The organism is Acinetobacter sp. NBRC 110496, from assembly GCF_000876115.1.
GTDB lineage: Bacteria > Pseudomonadota > Gammaproteobacteria > Pseudomonadales > Moraxellaceae > Acinetobacter.
The window spans coordinates 113,462-136,434 of record NZ_BBTF01000001.1; the positions used below are offsets into that span (position 1 = coordinate 113,462).

General features: G+C 41.2%; 21 protein-coding genes. 12 read left to right on the forward strand and 9 right to left on the reverse strand.

Going from position 1 to position 22,973, the window contains the following annotated elements:
• Positions 1–17 precede the first annotated feature (17 nt).
• A complete protein-coding gene (locus tag Aba26S_RS00615; protein WP_043969740.1) occupies positions 18–809 on the forward strand; it encodes a DUF4198 domain-containing protein in 792 nt (263 codons plus the stop codon).
• A gap of 312 nt (positions 810–1,121) precedes the next feature.
• Here the strand turns inward: Aba26S_RS00615 and Aba26S_RS00620 are convergent, their stop codons facing one another.
• Positions 1,122–1,823 (reverse strand): epoxyqueuosine reductase QueH, encoded by a 702-nt coding sequence (locus Aba26S_RS00620; RefSeq protein ID WP_043969741.1) that lies wholly within the window; start codon positions 1,821–1,823, stop codon positions 1,122–1,124.
• 397 nt (positions 1,824–2,220) lie between these two features.
• Between Aba26S_RS00620 and Aba26S_RS00625 the strand changes: the two genes are divergently transcribed.
• On the forward strand, positions 2,221–3,141 hold the full coding sequence (locus tag Aba26S_RS00625; protein ID WP_043969742.1) for a LysR family transcriptional regulator: 921 nt from the start codon (positions 2,221–2,223) through the stop codon (positions 3,139–3,141).
• A gap of 85 nt (positions 3,142–3,226) precedes the next feature.
• Here the strand turns inward: Aba26S_RS00625 and Aba26S_RS00630 are convergent, their stop codons facing one another.
• On the reverse strand, positions 3,227–3,682 hold the full coding sequence (locus tag Aba26S_RS00630) for a DUF441 domain-containing protein (protein WP_043969743.1): 456 nt from the start codon (positions 3,680–3,682) through the stop codon (positions 3,227–3,229).
• Positions 3,683–3,865: 183 nt separating this feature from the next.
• Positions 3,866–4,720 (reverse strand): hypothetical protein, encoded by an 855-nt coding sequence (locus Aba26S_RS00635; protein WP_043969744.1) that lies wholly within the window; start codon positions 4,718–4,720, stop codon positions 3,866–3,868.
• Between the two features lie 451 nt (positions 4,721–5,171).
• Here Aba26S_RS00635 and Aba26S_RS00640 point away from each other — a divergent pair, with 451 nt between their 5' ends.
• On the forward strand, positions 5,172–5,732 hold the full coding sequence (locus Aba26S_RS00640; protein ID WP_005241938.1) for a TetR/AcrR family transcriptional regulator: 561 nt from the start codon (positions 5,172–5,174) through the stop codon (positions 5,730–5,732).
• A 124-nt stretch (positions 5,733–5,856) separates the two neighbouring features.
• Here Aba26S_RS00640 and Aba26S_RS00645 read toward each other — a convergent pair whose 3' ends face one another.
• Positions 5,857–6,636: a ferredoxin--NADP reductase gene (locus tag Aba26S_RS00645; protein WP_005241937.1), complete on the reverse strand. Its 780-nt coding sequence runs from the start codon at positions 6,634–6,636 to the stop codon at positions 5,857–5,859.
• 118 nt (positions 6,637–6,754) lie between these two features.
• Between Aba26S_RS00645 and tsaA the strand changes: the two genes are divergently transcribed.
• The gene (tsaA, locus tag Aba26S_RS00650; RefSeq protein ID WP_171248911.1) at positions 6,755–7,468 is read left to right on the forward strand and encodes a tRNA (N6-threonylcarbamoyladenosine(37)-N6)-methyltransferase TrmO; all 714 of its coding nucleotides are present in this window, start codon (positions 6,755–6,757) and stop codon (positions 7,466–7,468) included.
• Positions 7,469–7,515: 47 nt separating this feature from the next.
• Positions 7,516–9,294 carry a GspE/PulE family protein gene (locus tag Aba26S_RS00655; protein WP_043969746.1) on the forward strand — a complete coding sequence of 593 codons (1,779 nt, stop codon included), beginning with the start codon at positions 7,516–7,518 and terminating at the stop codon, positions 9,292–9,294.
• A 467-nt stretch (positions 9,295–9,761) separates the two neighbouring features.
• Here Aba26S_RS00655 and hemP read toward each other — a convergent pair whose 3' ends face one another.
• Positions 9,762–9,932, reverse strand: coding sequence for a hemin uptake protein HemP (gene hemP, locus Aba26S_RS00660; protein ID WP_004653932.1), 171 nt, complete (start codon positions 9,930–9,932; stop codon positions 9,762–9,764).
• A gap of 177 nt (positions 9,933–10,109) precedes the next feature.
• On the opposite strand from hemP, the gene Aba26S_RS00665 reads away from it, so the two are divergent.
• Positions 10,110–11,015, forward strand: coding sequence for a thiamine phosphate synthase (locus tag Aba26S_RS00665; protein ID WP_043969747.1), 906 nt, complete (start codon positions 10,110–10,112; stop codon positions 11,013–11,015).
• A 1-nt stretch (position 11,016) separates the two neighbouring features.
• Here the strand turns inward: Aba26S_RS00665 and Aba26S_RS00670 are convergent, their stop codons facing one another.
• Positions 11,017–11,562 carry a tetratricopeptide repeat protein gene (locus tag Aba26S_RS00670; RefSeq protein WP_043969748.1) on the reverse strand — a complete coding sequence of 182 codons (546 nt, stop codon included), beginning with the start codon at positions 11,560–11,562 and terminating at the stop codon, positions 11,017–11,019.
• A 19-nt stretch (positions 11,563–11,581) separates the two neighbouring features.
• On the reverse strand, positions 11,582–13,990 hold the full coding sequence (mrcB, locus tag Aba26S_RS00675; RefSeq protein ID WP_043969749.1) for a penicillin-binding protein 1B: 2,409 nt from the start codon (positions 13,988–13,990) through the stop codon (positions 11,582–11,584).
• 234 nt (positions 13,991–14,224) lie between these two features.
• Here mrcB and Aba26S_RS00680 point away from each other — a divergent pair, with 234 nt between their 5' ends.
• The 3 genes from Aba26S_RS00680 (at position 14,225) to Aba26S_RS00690 (ending at position 15,873) form a co-directional block, all read left to right on the forward strand.
• Complete coding sequence (locus Aba26S_RS00680) at positions 14,225–15,133, forward strand: NAD(+) kinase (RefSeq protein ID WP_010589837.1); 909 nt, start codon at positions 14,225–14,227, stop codon at positions 15,131–15,133.
• Positions 15,130–15,402, forward strand: a complete 273-nt coding sequence (locus Aba26S_RS00685; protein WP_005241929.1) for a YeaC family protein — start codon at positions 15,130–15,132, stop codon at positions 15,400–15,402. Before Aba26S_RS00680 ends, Aba26S_RS00685 begins: the two co-directional genes overlap by 4 nt.
• A 63-nt stretch (positions 15,403–15,465) precedes the next feature.
• Positions 15,466–15,873: a hypothetical protein gene (locus tag Aba26S_RS00690; RefSeq protein ID WP_026040151.1), complete on the forward strand. Its 408-nt coding sequence runs from the start codon at positions 15,466–15,468 to the stop codon at positions 15,871–15,873.
• Positions 15,874–15,909: 36 nt separating this feature from the next.
• Here the strand turns inward: Aba26S_RS00690 and Aba26S_RS00695 are convergent, their stop codons facing one another.
• Positions 15,910–16,905, reverse strand: a complete 996-nt coding sequence (locus Aba26S_RS00695; RefSeq protein ID WP_043969750.1) for a glycosyl transferase family protein — start codon at positions 16,903–16,905, stop codon at positions 15,910–15,912.
• Positions 16,906–17,152: 247 nt separating this feature from the next.
• Here Aba26S_RS00695 and Aba26S_RS00700 point away from each other — a divergent pair, with 247 nt between their 5' ends.
• Positions 17,153–18,298 (forward strand): acyl-CoA dehydrogenase family protein, encoded by a 1,146-nt coding sequence (locus Aba26S_RS00700; RefSeq protein WP_005241926.1) that lies wholly within the window; start codon positions 17,153–17,155, stop codon positions 18,296–18,298.
• A gap of 61 nt (positions 18,299–18,359) precedes the next feature.
• Here the strand turns inward: Aba26S_RS00700 and Aba26S_RS00705 are convergent, their stop codons facing one another.
• The gene (locus Aba26S_RS00705) at positions 18,360–19,301 is read right to left on the reverse strand and encodes an alpha/beta hydrolase (RefSeq protein ID WP_043969751.1); all 942 of its coding nucleotides are present in this window, start codon (positions 19,299–19,301) and stop codon (positions 18,360–18,362) included.
• 195 nt (positions 19,302–19,496) lie between these two features.
• Here Aba26S_RS00705 and pheA point away from each other — a divergent pair, with 195 nt between their 5' ends.
• Together pheA and Aba26S_RS00715 are read left to right on the forward strand one after the other, a co-directional pair.
• Positions 19,497–20,606 (forward strand): prephenate dehydratase, encoded by a 1,110-nt coding sequence (gene pheA / locus Aba26S_RS00710; RefSeq protein WP_043969752.1) that lies wholly within the window; start codon positions 19,497–19,499, stop codon positions 20,604–20,606.
• A gap of 116 nt (positions 20,607–20,722) precedes the next feature.
• A complete protein-coding gene (locus Aba26S_RS00715; protein WP_043969753.1) occupies positions 20,723–22,972 on the forward strand; it encodes a bifunctional prephenate dehydrogenase/3-phosphoshikimate 1-carboxyvinyltransferase in 2,250 nt (749 codons plus the stop codon).
• Position 22,973 lies beyond the last annotated feature (1 nt).

Sequence of the window (22,973 nt, forward strand, 5' to 3'; positions counted from 1 at the left end):
AAAGGGTGGAAAAAAGAGTGAAAAAATTATTGATCAGTTCATTGCTGCTTGCTTCAGGTTATAGTTTTGCTCATGAACCCTATGTTGCACCGCTTGCGTATACCACGGAACAAACTCAAGTCGCAATGATCTCGGGTTATGCAGAAGAAGCTTTGCAAAGTGAATATGCATTAAAAGATGCAAAGTTTGAAGTTACCAGTCCGAATAACAGCAAAACCACAATTGCAGCCACGTCTAAATTGGGGTCGGCAACTGTATTTGATCTAAAGTTGCCTGAAGTGGGGACGTATAGTGTTAAAACTAGCACCAGTTATCCATTCAAATATGTACAAGATCAAAAACAATGGAAAATGTTCTTTGATATGCCAGCAGACAAAGCATCTGCAAAAGCTGAGCGTGATTTTGTCATTCCTGCGGACTTGAAGGCTAAAAAAATTACACCTGTTGAGATTACTCGTGAATGGACATTATTGACCTATGTATCTAAACACAAGAATACGCCTGTGCAGGCAAGCACAGCACCGATTCAAGTTGAGTTTTTAACCCATCCAAGTGAGTTAAAAGCCAATCAAACCGCGAAAATTAAAGCATCGAAAGCCAATCAAGCATTGGCCAATGCGAATGTTGTGATTCGCGCTAAAGGTGCAACCGATAAGCAAGGGATTAACTTAAGAACAGCGGCAGATGGCAGTGCTGATCTGGTATTTGCCAAAGCAGGCGAGTATCTGATTGAAGTCAGTGAGGCGGTCGATGCCAAGCAAAAGCCAAGTAATCAGTTCTACAGCATAATTAGTGTTGCTGTAAACTGACCTTTTAATGGAGTTTAATCTAGAGAAATTATGCTATTTCAGAGTCTTTAATTGAAAAGATTAGTATAAGGATTCAACTTCATTTCGACCTACTTTTCTTTTAGGAAAAGTAGGCAAAATCATTGCCATTCGCAAAACTCGTTCGCTACCAATATTTAACACTTTATATCGCAAAAACATTATCAAGCAAAAGTAATCCTGTCTCAAACAGTTGCGAATGGCGTTGCCGCGTATTTAAATATATGAGCTGCCTTTTATATGGTATATAAATCATTTAGATGATCATATATTTATAATATTAACATCGAAGAATTAGTCTGATTGATTTGACTCATCCTCCATCGCATTACTATAAAACTTAACGCCCAATTGAATGCGATCACGACCATTACTCATACGCCAGCGGTTGGTATCTCTGAGTGAATAAACACAGCCGCAGTATTCTTGTTGATAGAACTCTTCACGCTTGCTGATTTCAAGCATGCGAACGGCGCCGCCGTGTTTACGCCAGTTATAGTCCCAATATTGAAGATTGGGATAATGCGCTGCTGCACGCAAACCACAATCATTAATTTGCTGCATATTCTTCCAGCGTGAAATACCGAGTGAACTACTGATCAGGCTAAAGCCATGTTCATAGGCATACAGGGCTGTTCGCTCAAAGCGCATATCGAAACACATGGTACAGCGAATGCCTTTCTCGGGCTCGTTTTCCATGCCTTTGGCACGGGCAAACCAATTGTCAGTATCGTAATCGCAATCAATAAACGGGATATTATGTTTTTCGGCAAATCGAATGTTTTCTTCTTTACGAATCAAATATTCCTTCACGGGATGAATGTTCGGATTATAAAAAAAAATCGAAAAGTCGATGCCTGACTCAATCAAGGTTTCCATCACTTCACCAGAGCAAGGCGCACAGCAAGAATGCAGCAGCAGTTTGTTGTGTCCTTCGGGTAGGCTGAGCGTTTGGCGTTCAAGCGTCTTTTGACTTTGTCTTGTCATCGTAGGCATGGTCTGCAAAAGTAATTTTCTATTGTAAAAGTTTTAGAAGCCTGTGGCGGCTCAATAAAATGAAATGTTCTCAGCTTAAGCTGAAATTTTTTAATGACTCTATTTCTAAGTCCCCAGCGTTATCATGTTTCAAAACTATACCAAGTCGGAGATTACGACGATGAGATGACGGGCAGTTGATTGTTGATACAACACACGAGTAAGAGCTAAAGAAAAAGCTTATGTTGAGACAAATTAATGAGTTTTGTGTTAAGATGAAATAAATTCAACTAAAAATCTTTTTAGCAGCTTGCCTTTAACGAGGAAGCAAACCCATATTTAGAATTTGATGATGATTTGTAATCGGTTTCGCTTAAAAATGGGGGATGCAAGGGGATTAAATCACTAGGCCATAGCCATGTTAGAACTTCGTCATTTGAAAACTTTAATTGCTTTAAGAGAGCACGGTTCTTTGGTTGCAGCAGCAACCGATCTATGTCTGACCCCCTCAGCTATTTCACATCAGTTAAAAGAATTAGACCACTGGTATGGCGTAGAAGTTGTGAATCGTCGCAGTCGTCCAGTGAGTTTTTCCAATGTTGGAGAGCGCTTACTGAAACTGGCAGATGATGTCTTGCCACAGGTTCAAATTGCACAAACCGATATTACCCGTATTGTGCATGGCCAAACCGGACGGATTATCTTCTCATCGGAATGTCATAGTTGCTTCGACTGGCTTATGCCTTTATTGAATCAGTACCGTCATCAATATCCCGATGTCGATCTAGACTTTGCAGCGGGTTTTGAATCGAATCCACATGAATTACTGCAAAATGCGGAATTCGATCTATTGATTACTGCTGATCCGATTGCATTAAAAGGAATTGAATATTTTCCGATTTTTGAATATGAATCACGACTAGTACTTTCAAATACGCATCCTTTGGTGCGTGCCGAAAAGATTTCTGTTGAAGATTTAGCTGAGCAAACCTTGATTACTTATCCGGTTGATAAGCATCGTCTGGATATCATGGCGCATTTGTTTCTTCCCGCAAATATTCACCCTAAGCAGATTCGAACCACGGATTTAACTCAAATGCTGATCCAACTGGTTGCCAGTGGACGAGGTATTGCCGCTTTGCCTGATTGGGTGGTAAATGAATATGAACAAAAGGGCTGGGTGGTGAGTCGTCGTCTGGATTGTGTTTCACCGCAAGGCTTAAGAAGGACCTTATATGCAGGCTATCGAGTCGAGGATAAAGAGAAGAGTTATTTTGAAGGTTTTATTAAGCAGTTGGAGAAGTTTTCGAAATTACGTACAGTTTATTATGAGTCCTGATTAACCATCATTTAGCATGGAGGTAGTGGAGAATACACTACCTTGATCTTGATCAGTGAGATATTCTTATTGCTCTTAGGATGTATTAAGATTTACCAATCAGCAGGGACAATATTCCAGCAGCAATCAGAGGACCCACGGGCACGCCACGTAGTAAAGCAACGCCTGCCACGGTTCCAATCAAAAGTCCTGCAACAACATCGGGTTGATTGCTCATCAGTTTAACTCCGCGTCCACCAAGCCATGCGACCAAGAGTCCAACAGCGATTGCAGCTAAAGACTTAATGCTGATAAATGATTTCAGAATACTTTCACCACTGATTTTACCACTTGCGATAGGAGCAAGGACACCTATCGTCAAGATAATGATGCCAATATTCAGACCATGGGTTTGAATATAAGGAAAAAACTGATTCAATGGGGTGAGTTTGACCAGAATGAGACATGCTGCCGCAATGGTTACGGCTGTATTTTGACTAAAGATACCACAGCCTAATAAAACCAGAAGAACCAATAAGTTGACATCGAGTTGAGAAAACATGTGCTGAATATATGTGCGAAAGAAAGGTGAATTATATCGTAAATTACGCACTAGCTTTGAGCCAATTCATTTTCAGGTGATATCTGAAGATATGTTGCTATGCTTGTATTAATGAATTTTTTAGGTTGTAAAAAAGCCATCATTCAACTGAAAAGTTGACGATGGCCCTTGATATAAAAGAAATTAAGCCAATTTTTTGAAACTTCCATAGTAGGCAATTTGTTCATCCCAGAACTGTTCCCATAAATCACAGTATTCAAGACAGAGTTGACGAATCGATGCGTATTCAGATTCAACGCAAGCTTGTGCCAGCACAAACCATAAATCATCTTCATGATCATCATCAGCTGCCTCAGCTGAAGCGTCATGTGAAACACCATGGACATAGTAATAACCGCTATCAACATCAAAACCAACGGCTTTAGTTGCCTGACGTAATGCGGGGCTAAATAAAATGACCTCTTCTTCGGCGACAGCCAATAGTGCCGACACCGCCTGATAGCTATGGAATGAGTTTTCCAGAAAATTGCGAACGCGTTGTGAAATGAGAGACGGTTGATAGTCATTACGTTCTGCTTGACCTAGTTCAAAGTCATTTAACACGTCTTCAAAGAGAGGGTAATGAGCATATTCAGGATTGCCTGAATAGTAACCTTCTTCGTCTAAGCCAGGGCGGAAACCGAATTCATCCAGAATATTTAGATTAAGTAAAAAACGAGGGAACATTTTAGAACCTGATAATAAACGTGGTTCTAGTTGTTTGCTTTGGAATTGTGCCATCAATAATGCATCGGTAAATACTTGTACGATGGCATGACGATATTCTAAATGAATGTGTTTCAAAGTTTCTTTGTCAATGACACCGTCATTTAAAAGTTGAATGGCAGGATGTCGTGAAACAGGATGATTTGAAATTTCTGCGCGAAGTTCATTCAGAAAATTCAGGTTCTTATTCCAGACATCTGCAGAAATACTATTTTTCATACCTTCAATAGCTTTCTGTCTTGGGTCGTTAAAGTTTTCAAATTTTTTTGGCATGGTCTTGTACTCGATGAATTAATAATATTATTGCTTTTCCAATTATTTAGTTAGATTTTTTTTGGTTGCTTATGAATATAACTATTGGTTCAACCAAACATCTTTTTATTGGATGATTTAAATATAAAATGATTTTTTTGTGAAATCAATTTATTAAGTGGGCTAAAAAATAGTAAGAAAGTTTATTAATTAACTTAACTGTAAATAAAGAGTGAATTGCTTCACGTTTAAAAAAAATATTTTAAAAATAGAAAGGTTTTTTTACAAATGATCTTGTTTATAGACTGATTTTTACATACCCTATAAGAGGGACAATAAAGAAAATATGACTTTTCTATAATGCTCTTACAATAACATAAACACACATAGTGAGTGGCCAGAATTTCCAGCACTTAAACTATGTCTAAATAATGCATTAAGTTTTTTGATAGAATTCTAAAAGGATAATAAAATGTCAAAAAAAGAAGATATCATTGTAACGGCTCTAGATCTTTTTAACCGTCATAACTACAGCTCTGTAGGTGTGGACCGAATTATCAGTGAGTCTGGCGTTGCCAAAATGACTTTCTACAAATATTTTCCTTCTAAGGAAAATTTGATCGAAGAATGCCTTTCTCGTAGGAATAAAAGTATTCAAGTCGCCATTGAACACGAAATCAGTTTAATAGCAGAAGGTGATTATTTGGGGAAAATCAAAGCCGTTTATTTTTGGCATTTGGCTTGGTTTAATACAGATGATTTTCATGGTTGTATGTTTCAGAAAGCCTCTTTAGAAATACTACAACAGTATCCTTCAATTATTGGGCCGATTGTTGAATATCGTGAGTGGTTAATGGCGCTGATCGAAGATTTATTTGAAAAGGCGAAGGTGTTTCAACCACATGTATTAACCGCGATGTATATCAATATACTTGATGGTATGACTGCTTATGCGAAAGTGAACAAGGATCGCGCTAAAATTGAAGAGTGCTGGTATTATATTGAGCGTTTAATTCATTTGGAAGCTGCTTAATTATTTATTAAGTTTAGTTTTATTAAATAGCGATTTTAACCAAATTAATAAGATATAGTTTGATTTTAAGCTTGTTATAATAAAAAAACCGAGGCTGAAACCTCGGTTTTTTTATGGCTGAAAATTATTTTTCAACAAATGCACGTTCGATTACATAATCACCCATCACGCCCATGCGCGGTGATTCAACCAGACCATGTTGATCAAGTAACGCTGCAACATCTTTCAGGAAGGCAGGGCTACCACAAAGCATGGCACGGTCAGTTTCACGGTTGAAACGTGGTAAACCAATTTTTTCAAATAGTTCACCAGACTCAATTGCAGTGGTTACACGACCTTGAGTATGGAATGGTTCACGTGTCACTGTTGGATAGTAAATCAGTTTGTCTTTGATACCTAATTCTTCGAAGAACTCGTGGTTCGGGAGTTCATTTAGGATTAAATCCTGATATGCAAGTTCTGATACATAACGTGTACCGTGAACCATAATTACTTTTTCAAATTTTTCGTAAGTTTCTGGATCACGAAGCAGTGCAAGGAATGGAGCAAGTCCAGTACCAGAAGATAAAAGGTATAAGTTTTTGCCTGGTAATAGGTCATCATGAACTAAAGTGCCTGTCGGCTTTTTAGAAATAAGAATTTCGTCGCCCACTTGTACTTTTTGTAAGATAGAAGTTAATGGACCGTCTTGTACTTTAATTGAGAAGAATTCGAGTTCCTCTTCATAATTCGCACTCGCGATCGAATAAGCACGCATCAAAGGCTTACCATTTACTTCAAGACCGATCATCACAAACTGACCATTTTTAAAACGTAAGCTGGTATCGCGTGTAGTTTTAAAACTGAAAAGTGTGTCATTCCAGTGGTGAACATGAGTAATGCGTTCAACGTTAAAAGCAGCCATTAAAGGTCTCGATCACAGTTAAAAGAAACAGATGGCTATTCTAATCTAAAATCATTCTCGATAAACTGAATATATTTAATTGTGTTTATAAGAAAAAGTGATGAGTAATTCTGTAGTCATGCCGATCATCGGTCATATGCATTCTCCTTATCGTGAGAAATTTGGTATTCCACGACAACCAAATCTCGTGCAAGTCGAGTCCTATATAGAGATGGCGGAACCCTATAACGATATTTTAGCCTTTGAGGGAATCGAAGATTTTAGCCATTTGTGGCTGCTGTGGCAGTTTCATGAAAATAAAAATCAAGATAACGCTTTGAATCAAATGTCTAAATTTCGTCCGCAGGTGCGTCCGCCACGACTAGGCGGTAATCAGAAAATTGGAGTTTTTGCAACGCGGAGTATGTATCGCCCATCTCCAATTGGTTTGTCGGTAGTGCGTTTTTTACGGGTTGAAAAGCAAGGCAAGGCCGTTCGCGTCTATGTGATGGGCAGTGATTTACTGCATGGCACACCAATTTTAGACATCAAACCGTATATCCAATATTCTGATGCCATCGAGAATTCGATGAGTGGTTATGCGCAACAAGAACCCATTCGTAAAAAAGTACTTTGGGCGGAAACTGCTCAGTCACAACAACAGCAGTTACTGGGGCAGAGGATTTTGGATAAAAAGATATTCGATGAACTAGAACAAGTGTTATCTTTAGATCCAAGACCTGCGTATCAAGCTGATGCTGAACGGGTCTATGGTATGTGTTTTTCAGAACTGAATATTCGTTTTACAGTTGATGATAGGCATGTCACAGTTGTCGCTATAGAGCAAAGTTAAAAACTTTAAAAATATAAATGTGTTAAAAATTTGGGGAACTGACGGTAATGCAAGCTCAGGCAAAATTTGCAAATTTTTCATTTACGGTTGATGTGACGTGGTGTTTAGAGCAACTACTGAAAGACGGTCGGATTACTGAACGGGATAAGTTACTCATCCAAACCACACATCGTCAAAAAGATCAGTTGAAATGGCATCCCTTACAGTGGATAGCCAATTTCAATTTAAAGGATCAACTCAATGCCGGTTCTAGCTTAGGGTTGAATCGTTTATGTCAGTGGTTGGCTGAAAAAGCCGATATTCCTTTATTTGTGATTGATCCGTTAAAAGCAGATGTGGCGGCTTTAACCAGTGTGATGTCACAAGAGTTTGCGGTACGAAACCATATTTTAGCAGTTGAAGTACAGCCTGACCGCATTCTAATTGGAACGGATCAGCCTTTTACGACAGAGTGGCTCAATAATCTAGAACGTAGCCTAGCACCCAAGAAAATTGAGAAAGTTCTGCTCAACCCAGAACAACTACAACGTTATCTTATTGAATATTATCAAGTCAGTCGGGCAGTGAGTTCATCGCAAAATGCCAGTCTTTATGATCGGGAAAATAAAGGTGTGGAGGCCTTACTGCAGTTAGGCGATACCCAGAACCCCGATGCTAATGACCAACATATTGTCAAACTGGTAGATTGGGTGCTGCAATTTGCCTTTGAGCAAGGCGCCAGTGATATTCACTTAGAGCCGCGTAAAGATAAAGGTAAGGTGCGTTTCCGTATTGATGGTGTGTTGCATACCATCTATAACATGCCTGCCAATACGCTTACTGCAGTGATTTCCCGGATTAAAATCTTGGGTCGAATGAATGTTGCAGAAAAGCGGAAACCACAGGATGGACGCCTAAAAACGCGAACACCAAAAGGACAAGAGACTGAATTACGTCTTTCAACGTTGCCAACGGCCTTTGGCGAAAAACTGGTGATGCGTATCTTTGATCCAGAAGTATTAGTGCGTAGTTTCCAGCAGTTGGGTTTTGAAGGGCATTTATTGCAGAGTTGGCAGCAACTGACTCAGCATAGTCATGGCATTATCTTGGTAACCGGACCAACGGGCTCGGGTAAAACCACCACGCTATATTCGTCTTTAAAACAATTGGCAACCGAGCAGGTCAATGTCTGTACCATCGAAGATCCGATTGAAATGTTAGAGCCCAGCTTTAACCAAATGCAGGTTAATCCCAATATTGAATTAGGTTTTGCTGATGGTGTGCGCGCATTAATGCGTCAAGACCCTGATATTATCATGGTGGGTGAGATTCGCGACCATGATACCGCAAATATGGCGATTCAAGCGGCATTAACTGGCCATCTGGTACTTTCCACTTTACATACCAATGATGCTCCTTCTAGTTTGACGCGTTTACATGATCTCGGTATCCAGCCGTTCCTCACCGCAGCTACTATTTTAGGGGTTTTGGCTCAGCGTTTAGTTCGAAGACTGTGCCCAAGCTGTAAGCAAGCAGGGCCGATGAATGAACAACAATGGGAACATTTAACCTTTGATTATATGATGGATATGCCCACGACCATGTATAACGCAGTAGGGTGTGAAGCATGTCGCCATACAGGTTATAAAGGCCGTGTTGGGATTTATGAGTTTATGCCAGTCAGCTTAGAACTCAAGTCATTGATTAGTGCGCATGGTACATTGAATGATTTAAAGGCACAGGCCAAAAAAGAAGGCATCGAACCTTTACGTATAGCTGGTGCGCGTAAAGTACTTGAGGGCGTAACCACGCTTGAAGAAGTTCTGCGTGTGGTGCCGTTGAGCTGATAATTTGTACAGACTGGCTCTAATTTTCAGATTCAGCTCATTTCATTTGCTTTAATGGATATCGCGAATTGATGACAGCAGTATGAGGTCTGTTCAAATCATCACGGCTCAAAAAAAGCTGACCATGAAAGAGGATATGTCTTTAAAAATAAAAGGTCATGATGTTGACTAGTGAAATGGATATTAACTATAAACTGGTCAAGCACCTTGAGGTTGCTGTCGATCAAGTTTAAACCACTAGGTTATTCCAGAACTCAACATGGTTATCATCTGATTTTTTGCATGTGTTTTATTTTAAGATTAAAGTGACAGATCTCATGAATGCATTTGCTGAATACGTGGATTTTAAAGCCACCATCATGTTGACGTAATCAGGCAAATTTAAATGGGCTATGCGATTAAAAAAGCAGTATGCGCTGACATACTGCTATTCCCACGTTTGTTATTTTTGTCCGATTATTATTATATTACTTGGTTAAAATCAGGCGATTGTTGCGGGTTAAACGTAAGCGGTACTCCTCACCAGCATGCATAATCCGAATTTCTCGGCCTAGGGCAAAAAGGTTATTTGAATGCAACATTGGTAAAGATTGAGCTGCATCAGTACTACGAGTGAAAAGGCTAAATGGTGCGTTCATTTGTTATGCTCCGTGGTGTGTTTTTTAATGATTTAAATGATAATCATTATCGAATAGGCCTGTCAACGGAAATTTTAACAATTTACAAAATCCTCTATTAATTTTGTTTTTTGACATGGGAATAGTGCCTTAAAGCCCTTAAAATAAAGCCGAAAAGATGAGAGATTTTAGTCTGTTATGGCCAAAGCTACGGTTGATGTTGCGATCGCAATTCTATTACATAAAAGCAAAGTATTGGTGGGCTGGAGACAAGCCAATCAACATCAAGGCAATAAACATGAATTTCCAGGCGGAAAAGTTGAATTGGGGGAGACGCCTGAACAGGCCTGCCGCCGTGAAATTTTTGAAGAAGTAGGGATTGGACTAAAAGACTGGCATGTATTTGATCGGATTTGTCACGAATATGATGACATCATTGTCAATTTACATTTATTCCATGCCTATGTACCTGATGGGTTACTTAATCTTATCCATCAGCCTTGGGCATGGTATCGCCGTGATGAGTTGGTAAATTTAAATTTTCCCAAAGCCAATGCCGCAATTTTAAAACGTTTAAGCTGGCCACATCTGATTCAAATCAGTGATCAGCTCAATCAGATGTCACAACACAACACCTTGCTCTATTGGCGGACTGCTTTAGAGGATCAAGCTCAGATTGATTCACAATTGCAGATTTTAACTGATGAACAATATTCACGCTTGATTGTGAATTACGCACTTTGGCAGCAATTGAGCAGTGATCTGCAAGCAAAAATTCAAACTATTCACCTCAAACAGTCTCAACTGATGCAGTTGAACAAAGCTGAACTGGTTATAGGGAAACGTTTGATTGCGGCATGTCATGATGCTGTGGCCTTGCAGCATGCCCATCAGATTGGCTGTGATGCGGTGTTTCTCAGTCCTGTAAATGCGACAACAACACATCCTGAAGCACAGGGCTTAGGCTGGGAGGGTTTTGCTGAATTGGCACAAGGCTGTGATATTCCTGTATTTGCCTTAGGAGGGGTTGCTCCTGCAGATTTAGAACAAGCCCAAAAACATCATGCTTATGGGCTTGCAGGGATTCGTCAGTTCAAACTTTAAATTAAAGTGCTTGAATGGCTTTGTTGGCCTCTCGGGCTTGAATCTTATGACCTCGTGTTTCACTGGCTTTTAGAATGATCAGCCAGAGCTGTTTCTTCATGGCATTGCTTTGCGCATAGCTTAAGCCACGACGTGCCAGTGCCTCGGCATTGGCATATTCCTTGCGCTGATCTGCGATTAGTGCCAAATACAGATAAGTCTCAGTCGCTTGTGGTGCAATGCGCTGCGCTTGTAAAGCATAACGTTCAGCTTCTGCAAGTTGCTGCTGCTTATATGCCACCTGTGTTTTTTGCATTAAAGTTTTAAATGCAGGCAGTTGACTGCCATCATTAAACGTTTGCTGAACTTTTTGTTGCGGTACAACGACAGGAACACTTTGGCGTTTAATCTCTTTTTGATCATAAGGCGTAATTTTTACACCAGAAGAAGGTTGGGTTACTTTCTTTGGTGGCTGCGTAGGTGCTGTTTTGGTGGGTGTTTTTTCAGGTGCAGCGGTACAGCCTGCAAGTAGTAACACACCGATCATCACCGTTGTATGCTTCATCATATGCCATCATCCTTTTGACTTAGTTGTCACCGCTATAGCTGCCGCTAGAGATCACACGGCTTGGCTGGCGATTGGATAAATCTGTATCCATTTGGTTTTCACTTTCACGAATGTAATTACTGATCCCGTCCTGATGATCCTCCACAGGGCTTTCATTATTCTGAGGAATATAGGTGGGTTCTACTTCATAATGAGACTGGCCACACAGGGTTGCACGACGCGGTACGGTTTGACGCAGTAATGGAATATACATGGCGCCATCACAGCCTTGAGCAGATAAGTCGCCTGTTGCACTATCAATCCATTGCCATTGCACATTGTCGGTTTGACGCAGATTGACCGGTTCCTGACGCAACTGGCGCATCACATTGATCCAGACTGGTAATGCACCTGAGGAACCTGTTAAGCCTGTTACTTTATTGTCGTCCAGACCTAACCAGACAACCGCGACATGGTTTCCGGAATAACCCGCAAACCAAGAGTCACGCGTGTCATTGGTGGTTCCTGATTTACCCGCCAGATTAAGCGATTCTGGCAGACTATTATAAGCAGAGCGGCCTGTACCAGAGCGCATCACTTGCTGTAAACCGTAGTTGATAATATAAGCTGCAGCAGGATCTATGGTCTGCTGCACATTTAGGCCATAACGATCGAGTAGATGTCCTTTTGCGTCGACGACTGTACGAATCGAGCGTGGAGGGTATTTAAAGCCACCTGTCGCAAAATTTCCGTAAATGCTTAATACTTCCATTGGTGACATGTTCACTGCACCGAGGTAAATAGAAGGGTAGGCCGGAATATCAGAACTGACGCCAAATTGTCTTAATTTATTGGTAAATGCAGACAAGCCAAACTCATTGGCCAAACGCACAGTAGAGAGGTTATAAGAGTTGGCCAATGCTTGTTGCATCGGTACTACACCATGCTCGCCACCACTATAGTTTTTCGGTGTCCAGCTCTTATCCCCATCAATTGGAATATTCACTGCACTATCTTCGATTGGGCTTGCCCAGGTATAACGACCAGACTCAATCGCATTTAAATAAATAATTGGTTTTAATAATGAGCCGACTTGACGTTTGGCATCGAGTGCACGGTTAAAGCCTGTAAAGTCTTGGGTTGAACCTACTGCTGCAACTAATTCACCGTTTTCTGGATGTGCAACCAGTACAGCACCTTGCAAGTTTTTCAAACGGCCGGGATTGGCTTTGGCTAAACGATCAACGGTATTCTTAAAGGCATTTTGAACTTGGGTCTGCGCAATTGGATCCAGCGTCGTAAAAATTCTTAGGCCTTGATTGGTAATGTCGCTTTCTTGATATTCCGTACGGAGTTGACGACGCACGATATCAAGGAAATCTGGGAACTTTGCAGGGCCCAAAGTCGGTTTACTCACCACATTTAATGGGCGGGCAATTTCATCCTGATATTCAGCTTCGGTTAAGTAGCCCATCACCATCATGTTATTTAACACAACATCTCGGCGTTTCTTGGCAGACTCAGGGTTGCGCCAAGGGTTATATAAGGATGGACCTTGGACGAGGCCAACCAAAAAGGCTTGCTGTGAGACGTTTAGCTCACGCAAAGGCAGGCCAAAGTAAAACTGTGATGCTAAACCATAACCATTGATCGAGTAACTACCATTTTGACCAAGGTTCACTTCATTCAAGTAAGCTTCCAGAATTTCATCTTTACTGTAATGTAATTCAATCAATAGAGACATTAGTGCTTCATTGACTTTACGTTTCAGTGTTTTCTCTGGAGAGAGATAGAAATTCTTGACCAACTGTTGCGTTAAGGTTGAACCACCTTGGCGGCGGCCACCTGTCGCATTACTCACCAAGGCACGGGCTGTGCCGCGGATTGAAATACCGTGGTGGTGATAGAAGTTACGGTCTTCGGTTGAAATTAACGCTTCAATTAAGGTTTTGGGTACTTTATTCAGCTTAATGAGCACACGGTCTTCATTATGTTGAGGATAAATACCGCCAATCAATAAAGGTTCTAAACGTGCAATGCCTGTATTTGAGGGTTTGGTTGAGCGAATCTCACTCACCTGACCATCAGTAAAGGCAAGTTCAAGTACCTGTTCAGGCTCAGTACTGTCACCATAGTCAAAGCCACGAGTATGCACAAACATTTTATTGCCTTGTACTACATAGCTGCCTGACTTATCGTAATTCGCTGTGTTTTTATAACCCAATAATTTTAACTCTTGAGTAAAATTCTCTTGAGTAATCTGGGCATTAGAATAGATTTCTAATGGGCGAGCAAACACCTTGGCAGGGATGTCCCAACGCTGACCTTCAAACTTGTCACGAATAATATTATCTAAGCTGATCAGATAGATACTAAAAGCAACAAAGACGCCTATCACTAACATTGAAAAAATGAGTGCTAGAAAACCAATACCACGTTCAAACTTCATAGATTTGCGTTAAAACCAAAACAATGTTGGTAATGATGCGATAGCTTATTGTCATTTTGCAATCATAAAACTGTGAATAAATAGCTACATGCAATAAAAACTTTAAGGATGCGTTGACATTAATCGTATAAAAAAACAACGGATAGACATTTTTATACTTTTTAATCAATCATCAACGCAACATTGGTTGTTAGTGATATGATAGTCAGTAATCGCGACGGAGCTGAATTATTCGTGCAAATTTCACATAAATCCTTTCGAAATATTGGTCTAATTGGACGACCAGATAAATATTCTGTAGTAGAAACGTTATGTTTAATTCATGATCATTTGATCAATTTAGGTTTAAACCCCGTTTTTGATCAGGAAACAGCGAAACTGGTTCCCTATAGCCATGGGCAGACCGTAAGTCGAAATTTACTGGGCGAAGTTGTAGATTTAGTGATTGTAGTCGGTGGTGATGGTTCGTTGCTACATGCTGCACGTGCGTTGGTTCGGCATAATACCCCTGTGATCGGGATTAACCGTGGTCGACTGGGTTTTTTAACAGACATCAAACCTGCTGAAGCGATTTTTAAACTCGATCAGGTTTTACAAGGTCAGTTTCAGCTGGATCGCCGTTTCTTATTAGAAATGGAAGTTCGAACCAATGGTGAAACAATTTATGATGCCATTGCACTGAATGATGTAGTGCTACATTCGGGCAGATCGGTTCATATGATCGATTTTGAACTGAATATTGACGGACAATATGTCTATCGTCAGCATAGCGATGGTTTGATTGTGTCAACGCCAACAGGTTCAACTGCTTATGCACTTTCTGGAGGCGGGCCGATTTTGCATCCGAGTATGGATGCAATTGCACTGGTTCCGATGCATCCGCATACCTTATCATCACGTCCGATTGTGGTTGGTGGGCAAAGTGAAATTAAGATCACGATCCGTGAAAACCGTGTTTTGCCGATGGTCAGTGCTGATGGTCAACATAGTGTTGCATTAAATGTCGGTGATACGGTGCATATCCGCAAACATCCGTTTAAACTAAGCTTATTACATCCACCGGGTTATGACTTTTATATGGCGTGTCGTACCAAATTGGGGTGGAATCAAGATTTTGAATCTTTTCAACAGGATGACTCATGAATATTGAACAAATGCTCGCTATTTTAAATCCTGAAATTGTTGAGCGCCTGAAAACTGCTGTTGAAATTGGTAAATGGCCTAATGGTATTGCATTAACTAAAGAGCAGCGTGAAATTTGTATGCAAGCTGTGTATGCATGGGAAATGGAACATTTGCCTAAAGAACAGCGCAGTGGTTATATCGACCGCGGGACCAAAAAAGACGGTGAGGAATGTGATGATGATCATCATCATAACGAACCTGAATTTAAGCCGATTCGTTTTGTTTAAACTTAAAGAGCTCAGTCAACACTGGGCTTTTTTTATCATTATCAAAAGATAATAATGAATGGGATGAAACTTATAAAACTTGTCTGCACGTTCTTATTGCTTAGTTTACTGAGTGGCACTGCCTTGGCTAAACAGCCGATTGAATGTTTACTCAAGGTGAAGGTGATTGCCAGCCAGAAATACACTTCACCTCAAACTGAATATACAGCAATAAAAAATGATGGTTATCCCATGTTGTTGATTGGGATTGAGGTCATGGACGCTCAAACCATGCGGAACTCCCAAAAGATCAAAGCGCATCATGCCTATTGTAATAAGCTGATAGGTCAACAACGAGATGCGTATCTGTCTGGTCCTTACGATTCGAATAAGATTACAACCAAAATCGGTGATCAATTGAGCTTAAGAAATATTCATTCTTCCGCTCAGGAATATCCGTTTTGGCCAGATTTTTATTATGTTGAACCATAAGACCAAGGCCGTTTGATAGCCTTGGTCTATTTGATATTAGAAACGGCTCTGCCAAAGGGCTTGAGCTTTCTCCATTGCATCAGCATAGCTATTGACCACACCCATGGTATACAACGCGATTCCCATAGTTTCAATGACTGCCATTTCTCCATATTCATGTGTTTGCTCACCCAGCCAAACGGCTTTAAACACAGCTAAATCAAGCTCTTCTTCAATTGGGCTACGGTCAGGGGTCAATTTAGGCAGTTCGTGCTCGTACAACTCACCATTTTTAATCCCACAAATTAAGGTTTTGGCATCAGGATTACGCTCAAACTCGCCACCTTCACCTTTAATCACTGCACTGTTTTGATAACCCAAACGAAACGCAGTTTGCTGGTGTGAACTACGATAAGCAGGGTGAAAAATTGCCTGTAAGGTTGCTTTGGCATTAAAGGGGTTGATCAGGCGTGCCAGTGTATGAATTGGTGAGCGTAATCCCATGACATTTCGTAGTGAAATCAATTCACTTAAAATTGGTGAGATGACCTCAAGTGGCAGGTAGGCAAAATGGTGTTGTTCCAGCTGCTCACGAACCTCTTGTTCATTTTGGCAAATTGAATAGCCTAAGTATTGTAGTACTTGTTCGGTATAGACACGGTTAATGGTATGACCCGATGCACCATGCATCACAATTTTGTAACCATGATGTGCTAAAGTCAGTGCTGCCAATAAGAACCATGGATAGTGCTTACGCTTGCCTGCATAAGAAGACCAGTCAAGGTCAACATCAAGTGGCTGAAAATTGAGTTGGTCACGGGTGGCTTGAACAAAACCTGCCAGCTCATCTACGGACTCTTCTTTAACACGCAACAGCATCAAGAATGCACCTAACTGCACATCCAGTACTTCATCTTTTAAAATCATCGTAAAAGCTTGATAAGCTTCTTCGTAACTGAGCGAACGAGACCCTGTTTTGCCCTTACCTAAAATACGCACATACTGAGCAAATGGATGTTCTGCGGTTTTATAAATATTACGTTTGGTGTTCATGGCCGTAGTGAAGGTTGTCACAAAGAATAAAATCAATATGACATAAAACTGCGTTGTATAGCATAAAAAAACCAATAAGCTGTTTAATCAATATACAACTGTGAACTGAAGATCGGTGATGCAAACAAAATTATTGACCGAATCAGTCTAGTGATTTGATGTAAACGGGACATGACATCCCATCTAAAAGTTATTAGCATGACTGCGAACAAACTTTTAAGAACAATGAAAGCGAAAGGAAATAATGATGTTAGCTTACGATTCAGATTTGGAACTCTTCCGCGATAACTTTAAACGCTTTATGAGCGAGCAGATTGCACCGCATTATGACCAATGGGAGCGTGAAGGCATTATGCCACGTTCGGTATGGAGCGCATTGGGTGAAAATGGATTCTTGTGTGTCGATGTTCCAGAAGAATACGGCGGTTATGGTGTACCAACGCATTATTCATTGATGTTGGTTGAAGAGTCTGCACGCGCAGGCTATTGCGCATTATCAACTGCGATTTCATGTCATTCTGAAATTGCTGCGCCGTATATCCAGCACATTGCGACAGAAGAACAAAAACAGTATTGGTTGCCAAAAATGGTGTCGGGCGAAGTCGTGGGTGCGATTGGTATGACTGAGCCAGGTGCAGGTTCTGACTTACAGGCGATGCGTACCAGTGCTATCTTGCAAGATGATCATTATGTGTTAAATGGTTCGAAGACCTTTATTTCAAATGGTCAACATGCGGATCTTGTGGTTCTAGCTGTGAAGACTGATCCACAAGCACGTGCCAAAGGTGTGTCACTCATGTTGGTGGATACACATTTAGAAGGGTTTAAAAAGGGAACCAACCTCGACAAAATTGGTTTGCACTCACAAGATACGTCAGAGTTGTTCTTTGATAATGTCAAAGTACCGAAAGATCAATTGTTGGGCCAAGCAGGGCAAGGTTTTGCTTACCTGATGCAGGAGCTTCCACGTGAACGTACCGCGATTGCTTCAACGGCATTGGGTGCAATCCGTGGCGCAATTGATTTAGCAACAGCGTATGTAAAAGAACGCCAAGCCTTTGGTCAGGCAATTTCACAATTCCAAAATACACGTTTTGTCTTGGCTCAAGCGAAGATTGATGAGTTGGCAACAGCTGCTTTCTATAACCAAAATGTAGCTTTATACAATGAAGGCAAGTTAGATGTTGAAACAGCCGCTGCATTGAAGAGCTTTAGTACTGATATGCAAATGAAAGTCGCTGATAACTTGCTTCAACTCTTCGGTGGTTATGGCTATATGACTGAATATCCAATTTCACGTTTCTTCGTTGATGCACGTATCCAGCGTATTTATGGTGGTACTAACGAAATCATGAAAGAAATCGTGGCACGTGGCATTATCGGTAAAGCTTAATTCAGCCGCTTAAAAAATAGCCTGCTTTATTGCAGGCTATTTTGTTTTATGCAGGAAGAGATTAAGGCTTTGGCTCATTAAATAAAGCAGCACAATGTTCGGTTTGACATCCTGCAAGTAGAATGGCTTTTGGGAGACTGGCGTACAGATTGGTCAGGTGCTGTTCAGCGGGATGCTGAAAATGCCAAAAAGAAAATTGTTTCGAGTATTGGTCTTTAAAATTTTGATAAAAATCATTTTGCTTTTTTAAAGCATTGGGATCTGCCGCGGGTCCTTTCCCTAATTCTTGCGTACCGACGGTGGTCATAAGCATTACATTTTGAGTTGTATTGGTTTTATTTTTTAGCCATTCAGCCTGTCTATTGGCTAAGGCGTAGTTGTCAAACCAAAGTGAAGGGCTTGCGGCAATATATCGCTGAAATGTCTGTGGCTTCGAAAAGAAGGTATGTAATGCAAACAATCCGCCAAAGGAGTGTCCGAATAAGCTTTGTTGCTGGGCATTGACCTTAATTCGTGAACTGATTGCAGGTTTAAGCTCTTTATCTAAGAACTGGATGAACTGGTCTGCACCACCATACTGATATTTGGCCTGCGCTTGGAACTCGGCAGACGTTTTAGGGGTATAGTCTAAAGCGCGTTTTTGCACATCAAAGGTGCTCTGGTCGGGATAGCCAACTGCAACAATTACCACAGGGCTAAGCCCCAAACGATTTGCACCTACACCAACTGATCTCGCAATATTGGCCGCGCTTTCAAAGGCTGCATTGCCATCCAGAACATACAAAACAGGAAAGCCATTTACAGGTGCTGCACGATCGGGAACGGAAATCTGGATCAGGTAGTCTTGAGAAGTATATTTTGATTTCAGGATAAAACTTTGTTTGGTCTGGGTATTTGTTTGTACTTCTTGAGATGAACTGGAACTTGCCGTAGCAGGCTGCGCAACCACTGATTGGCTAGCGATCATGAAAGAAAAAGTCAAAATACCAAGACGTCTAAACATTACTTTATTTACACTCGTCAAAAATTTGACAGGAAATATATAATGAAAATCATTATCAATAAAGTTTAATGCGAAAAAGAGTTAAAACTCAGCGTGTTTAATGCATAAAAGTATTGTTATACTCTAGTTCGGATAATCGATTCATACATAGATTTTAATCCATTCTTATAGATGATTTTGCTGAGGCTGCATTCAATGGTAAACGATGGACAAAACACATCGAATTCACTTAATTTAGAACAAATTCGTAACGATATTGATAGTGTTGATCAACAAATCCAAGAGTTACTCAACCGCCGTGCGACACTGGCAGAAGCGGTAGCTAAAGCGAAATTTGCATCCGAAGAAAATCCACTGTTTTATCGCCCTGAACGTGAAGCTCAAGTGCTGCGTAAAGTGATGGAGCGTAATCAGGGACCTTTGTCTGATGCGACCATGGCACGTTTATTCCGTGAAATCATGTCTGCTTGTCTGGCACTTGAAGCACCACAAAGTATTGCGTTCTTAGGGCCGGAAGGAACATATACGCATTCTGCTGTGTTAAAGCATTTTGGTAAAGATGCGGTTGTACGTCCATTACCAACCATTGATGAAGTCTTCCGTGAAGTCGAAGCGGGTAGCGCACATTATGGCGTTGTTCCAGTGGAGAACTCATCTGAAGGTATTGTTAACCATACGCTGGATTGCTTTAAATCATCGACCGTCAATGTGATTGGGGAAGTTGAACTACGTATTCATCATCAATTCCTTGTATCCGAGAATACCCGTAAAGACAGCATTAAACAGATTTATGCGCATCAGCAAACCTTGGCACAATGCCGCAAATGGTTGGATGCCCACTATCCGGGTGTAGAGCGTGTTGCGCTGAACTCAAATGCGGAAGCGGCGCGCCGTATTCGTAACGAATGGCATTCAGCAGCAATTGCATCTGATATTGCAGCAAACATGTATAACCTCGAGATTTTACATAGCAATATTGAAGATAACCCTGAAAATACCACACGTTTCCTTGTGATTGGTCGTGAGAAGATCCCTCAAAGTGGTAATGACAAGACTTCGTTATTGATCTCTGCGCATGATCGTGCTGGTGCTTTACTGGAAATTCTTGCACCATTTGCGAAGTATCAAATCAGCTTGACCAGCATTGAAACGCGTCCAGCATTACCTGAAAAATGGGCGTATGTGTTCTTTATCGATTTGGAAGGGCATATTGGTCAGGAAAATGTTGCGGCGGCATTGGAAGAAATTCGTCCAATGGTCAAAGAACTACGTGTACTTGGATCGTATCCAATCGCTGTTTTGTAAGTCTATTTATTGTAATAAATTTTAAAATCCCTCCCAACCTCCCTTTATAAAGGGAGGAGTTTCCCCTCTTTTAAAAGAGGGGTTAGGGGAGATTTTTACATAGGCAAATATGTTTTATGTCTCAACCATTATTTAAAAAAGTTGCATTTATCGGACTTGGACTGATTGGGTCTAGCCTTGCTCGTGTGATTGTGGCAGAACAGCTTGCATCTCAAATTGTGGCTTCAACACGTTCAAAAAAAACATTAGAAGATGCCAAAGCACTCGGTCTTATTCAACACGGTTATGCTACGCCTGAAGAAGCAGTTCAGGATGCAGATTTAATTGTTTTAGCCTTACCTGTTCGTGCAACGCAAAAAGTGCTTGAGCAAATCAAACCTTATTTGGCAGACAATGTCATCATTACTGATGTAGGAAGTACCAAAGGCAATGTCGTTGAAGCGGCGAAAGCAGTCTTTGGCGAAAACTTGCCAGTCGGTTTTGTACCGGGGCATCCGATTGCGGGGGCTGAGCATACTGGGGTACATGCAGGTAAAGTTGATTTATTTGTTAACCATAAAGTAATTTTGACTCCCCTGCCAAGTAGTGCGGATTGGGCTGTTGAGAAGCTGGTTCAACTCTGGTCTGCGGCAAAAGCTGAAGTTATTTGCATGGATGTGGCAAAACATGATGAGGTATTGGCACATACCAGTCATTTACCGCATTTGATGGCATTCAACTTGGTTGAGCAACTGGCAAATCGTGAAGATAATTTAGACATTTTCCGCTATGCTGCTGGCGGTTTCCGTGACTTCTCTCGGATTGCAGCCAGTGATCCACAGATGTGGCATGACATTTTCTTTGCCAATAAGACGGCAATTTTGAATGCTGTTGATGGCTTTGAACAGCAATTGTCAGTTTTAAAGAAATTGATTGAACAGGAAGATTCGCAAGCGTTGATGGGACTACTTGGGCATGCTCAAGCGGCACGTCAGCACTTTAACCATATGTTGGCCAAAAAACCTTTGATGGAGAAAAACAAGGTGACACAGCAATTTACCATTTTACCGGGAAAGAAAACATTTACAGGTAAATTCACCGTACCAGGTGACAAATCTGTGTCACATCGCTCCATCATGTTTGGTGCGATTGCTGAAGGCACAACCCATGTGACTGGCTTCTTGGAAGGTGAAGATGCACTCGCAACTTTGCAGGCTTTCCGTGACATGGGCGTGAGCATCGAAGGGCCTAAAAATGGTGAAGTCACCATTCATGGTGTGGGCATGCACGGTTTAAAAGCGCCAGCAAGTGCTTTGTATATGGGGAACTCAGGTACCAGTATGCGTTTGCTGTCAGGCATGTTGTCTGCGCAGAAGTTTGATTCAGTGATGACAGGTGATGCCTCATTGTCTAAACGTCCAATGGAGCGTATTGCCAAGCCATTACGTGAAATGGGTGCACAAATCCAAACCACAGGTGAGAAAGGTACACCACCTGTCAGTATCACAGGTAGCCAAGCATTAAAGGGCATTCAATATGACTTGCCAATGGCGTCTGCTCAAGTGAAATCAGGCATTTTACTGGCAGGCTTATGGGCGGCTGGTGAAACTTCAGTGACTGAACCTGAACCAACACGTGACCATACCGAGCGTATGTTACGTGCCTTTGGTTATGAGGTAAAAACCGAAGGCAATAAAATTTCACTCGTGGGTGGTGGTAAATTAGTGGGGACTGATATTCAGGTACCTTCTGATATTTCATCTGCTGCATTCTTTATGGTGGGTGCTGCAATTACTGAAGGAGCAGACGTCATTCTTGAAGCGGTGGGGATTAATCCAACGCGTACAGGTGTGATTGAAATTCTTAAGCAAATGGGTGCTGATCTAACTGTAGAAAATGAACGCATTGCAGGCGGTGAACCTATTGCAGATATTCATATCAAAGGTTCTCGAACACTGAAAGGTATTCATATGCCTGAAGACCAAGTACCATTAGCCATTGATGAATTCCCGGCATTATTCATTGCTGCTGCATGTGCAGAAGGTCGAACGGTATTGACGGGTGCTGCGGAGCTGCGCGTTAAAGAGTCTGATCGTATTCAGGTCATGGCCGATGGTTTGAAGATCATGGGGATTGATTGTACCCCAACCGAAGATGGCATCATCATTGAAGGGAAAGGCAAGTCTGGTGATTGGTCTGCGATCTTTACTGGTGGTGAAATTGAATCACACCATGACCATCGTATTGCCATGAGTTTTAGTATGGCTGGTTTGCGTACCTCGGGTAATATTACCATTCATGGTACAGAAACCGTGGCGACAAGTTTCCCGACATTTACTGAACTCGCAAATTCAGCGGGTTTGGATGTACAGGTTGTGAATCCATAAG

Excerpts from the sequence above, each read along its gene's own strand:
- Aba26S_RS00620 (WP_043969741.1), bottom strand. The coding sequence starts at position 1,823 with ATGCCTACGATGACAAGACAAAGTCAAAAGACGCTTGAACGCCAAACG.
- Aba26S_RS00625 (WP_043969742.1), top strand. The coding sequence starts at position 2,221 with ATGTTAGAACTTCGTCATTTGAAAACTTTAATTGCTTTAAGAGAGCAC.
- Aba26S_RS00630 (WP_043969743.1), bottom strand. The coding sequence starts at position 3,682 with ATGTTTTCTCAACTCGATGTCAACTTATTGGTTCTTCTGGTTTTATTA.
- Aba26S_RS00635 (WP_043969744.1), bottom strand. The coding sequence starts at position 4,720 with ATGCCAAAAAAATTTGAAAACTTTAACGACCCAAGACAGAAAGCTATT.
- Aba26S_RS00640 (WP_005241938.1), top strand. The coding sequence starts at position 5,172 with ATGTCAAAAAAAGAAGATATCATTGTAACGGCTCTAGATCTTTTTAAC.
- Aba26S_RS00645 (WP_005241937.1), bottom strand. The coding sequence starts at position 6,636 with ATGGCTGCTTTTAACGTTGAACGCATTACTCATGTTCACCACTGGAAT.
- tsaA (WP_171248911.1), top strand. The coding sequence starts at position 6,755 with ATGCCGATCATCGGTCATATGCATTCTCCTTATCGTGAGAAATTTGGT.
- Aba26S_RS00655 (WP_043969746.1), top strand. The coding sequence starts at position 7,516 with ATGCAAGCTCAGGCAAAATTTGCAAATTTTTCATTTACGGTTGATGTG.
- hemP (WP_004653932.1), bottom strand. The coding sequence starts at position 9,932 with ATGAACGCACCATTTAGCCTTTTCACTCGTAGTACTGATGCAGCTCAA.
- Aba26S_RS00665 (WP_043969747.1), top strand. The coding sequence starts at position 10,110 with ATGGCCAAAGCTACGGTTGATGTTGCGATCGCAATTCTATTACATAAA.
- Aba26S_RS00670 (WP_043969748.1), bottom strand. The coding sequence starts at position 11,562 with ATGATGAAGCATACAACGGTGATGATCGGTGTGTTACTACTTGCAGGC.
- mrcB (WP_043969749.1), bottom strand. The coding sequence starts at position 13,990 with ATGAAGTTTGAACGTGGTATTGGTTTTCTAGCACTCATTTTTTCAATG.
- Aba26S_RS00685 (WP_005241929.1), top strand. The coding sequence starts at position 15,130 with ATGAATATTGAACAAATGCTCGCTATTTTAAATCCTGAAATTGTTGAG.
- Aba26S_RS00690 (WP_026040151.1), top strand. The coding sequence starts at position 15,466 with ATGAAACTTATAAAACTTGTCTGCACGTTCTTATTGCTTAGTTTACTG.
- Aba26S_RS00695 (WP_043969750.1), bottom strand. The coding sequence starts at position 16,905 with ATGAACACCAAACGTAATATTTATAAAACCGCAGAACATCCATTTGCT.
- Aba26S_RS00700 (WP_005241926.1), top strand. The coding sequence starts at position 17,153 with ATGTTAGCTTACGATTCAGATTTGGAACTCTTCCGCGATAACTTTAAA.
- Aba26S_RS00705 (WP_043969751.1), bottom strand. The coding sequence starts at position 19,301 with ATGTTTAGACGTCTTGGTATTTTGACTTTTTCTTTCATGATCGCTAGC.
- pheA (WP_043969752.1), top strand. The coding sequence starts at position 19,497 with ATGGTAAACGATGGACAAAACACATCGAATTCACTTAATTTAGAACAA.
- Aba26S_RS00715 (WP_043969753.1), top strand. The coding sequence starts at position 20,723 with ATGTCTCAACCATTATTTAAAAAAGTTGCATTTATCGGACTTGGACTG.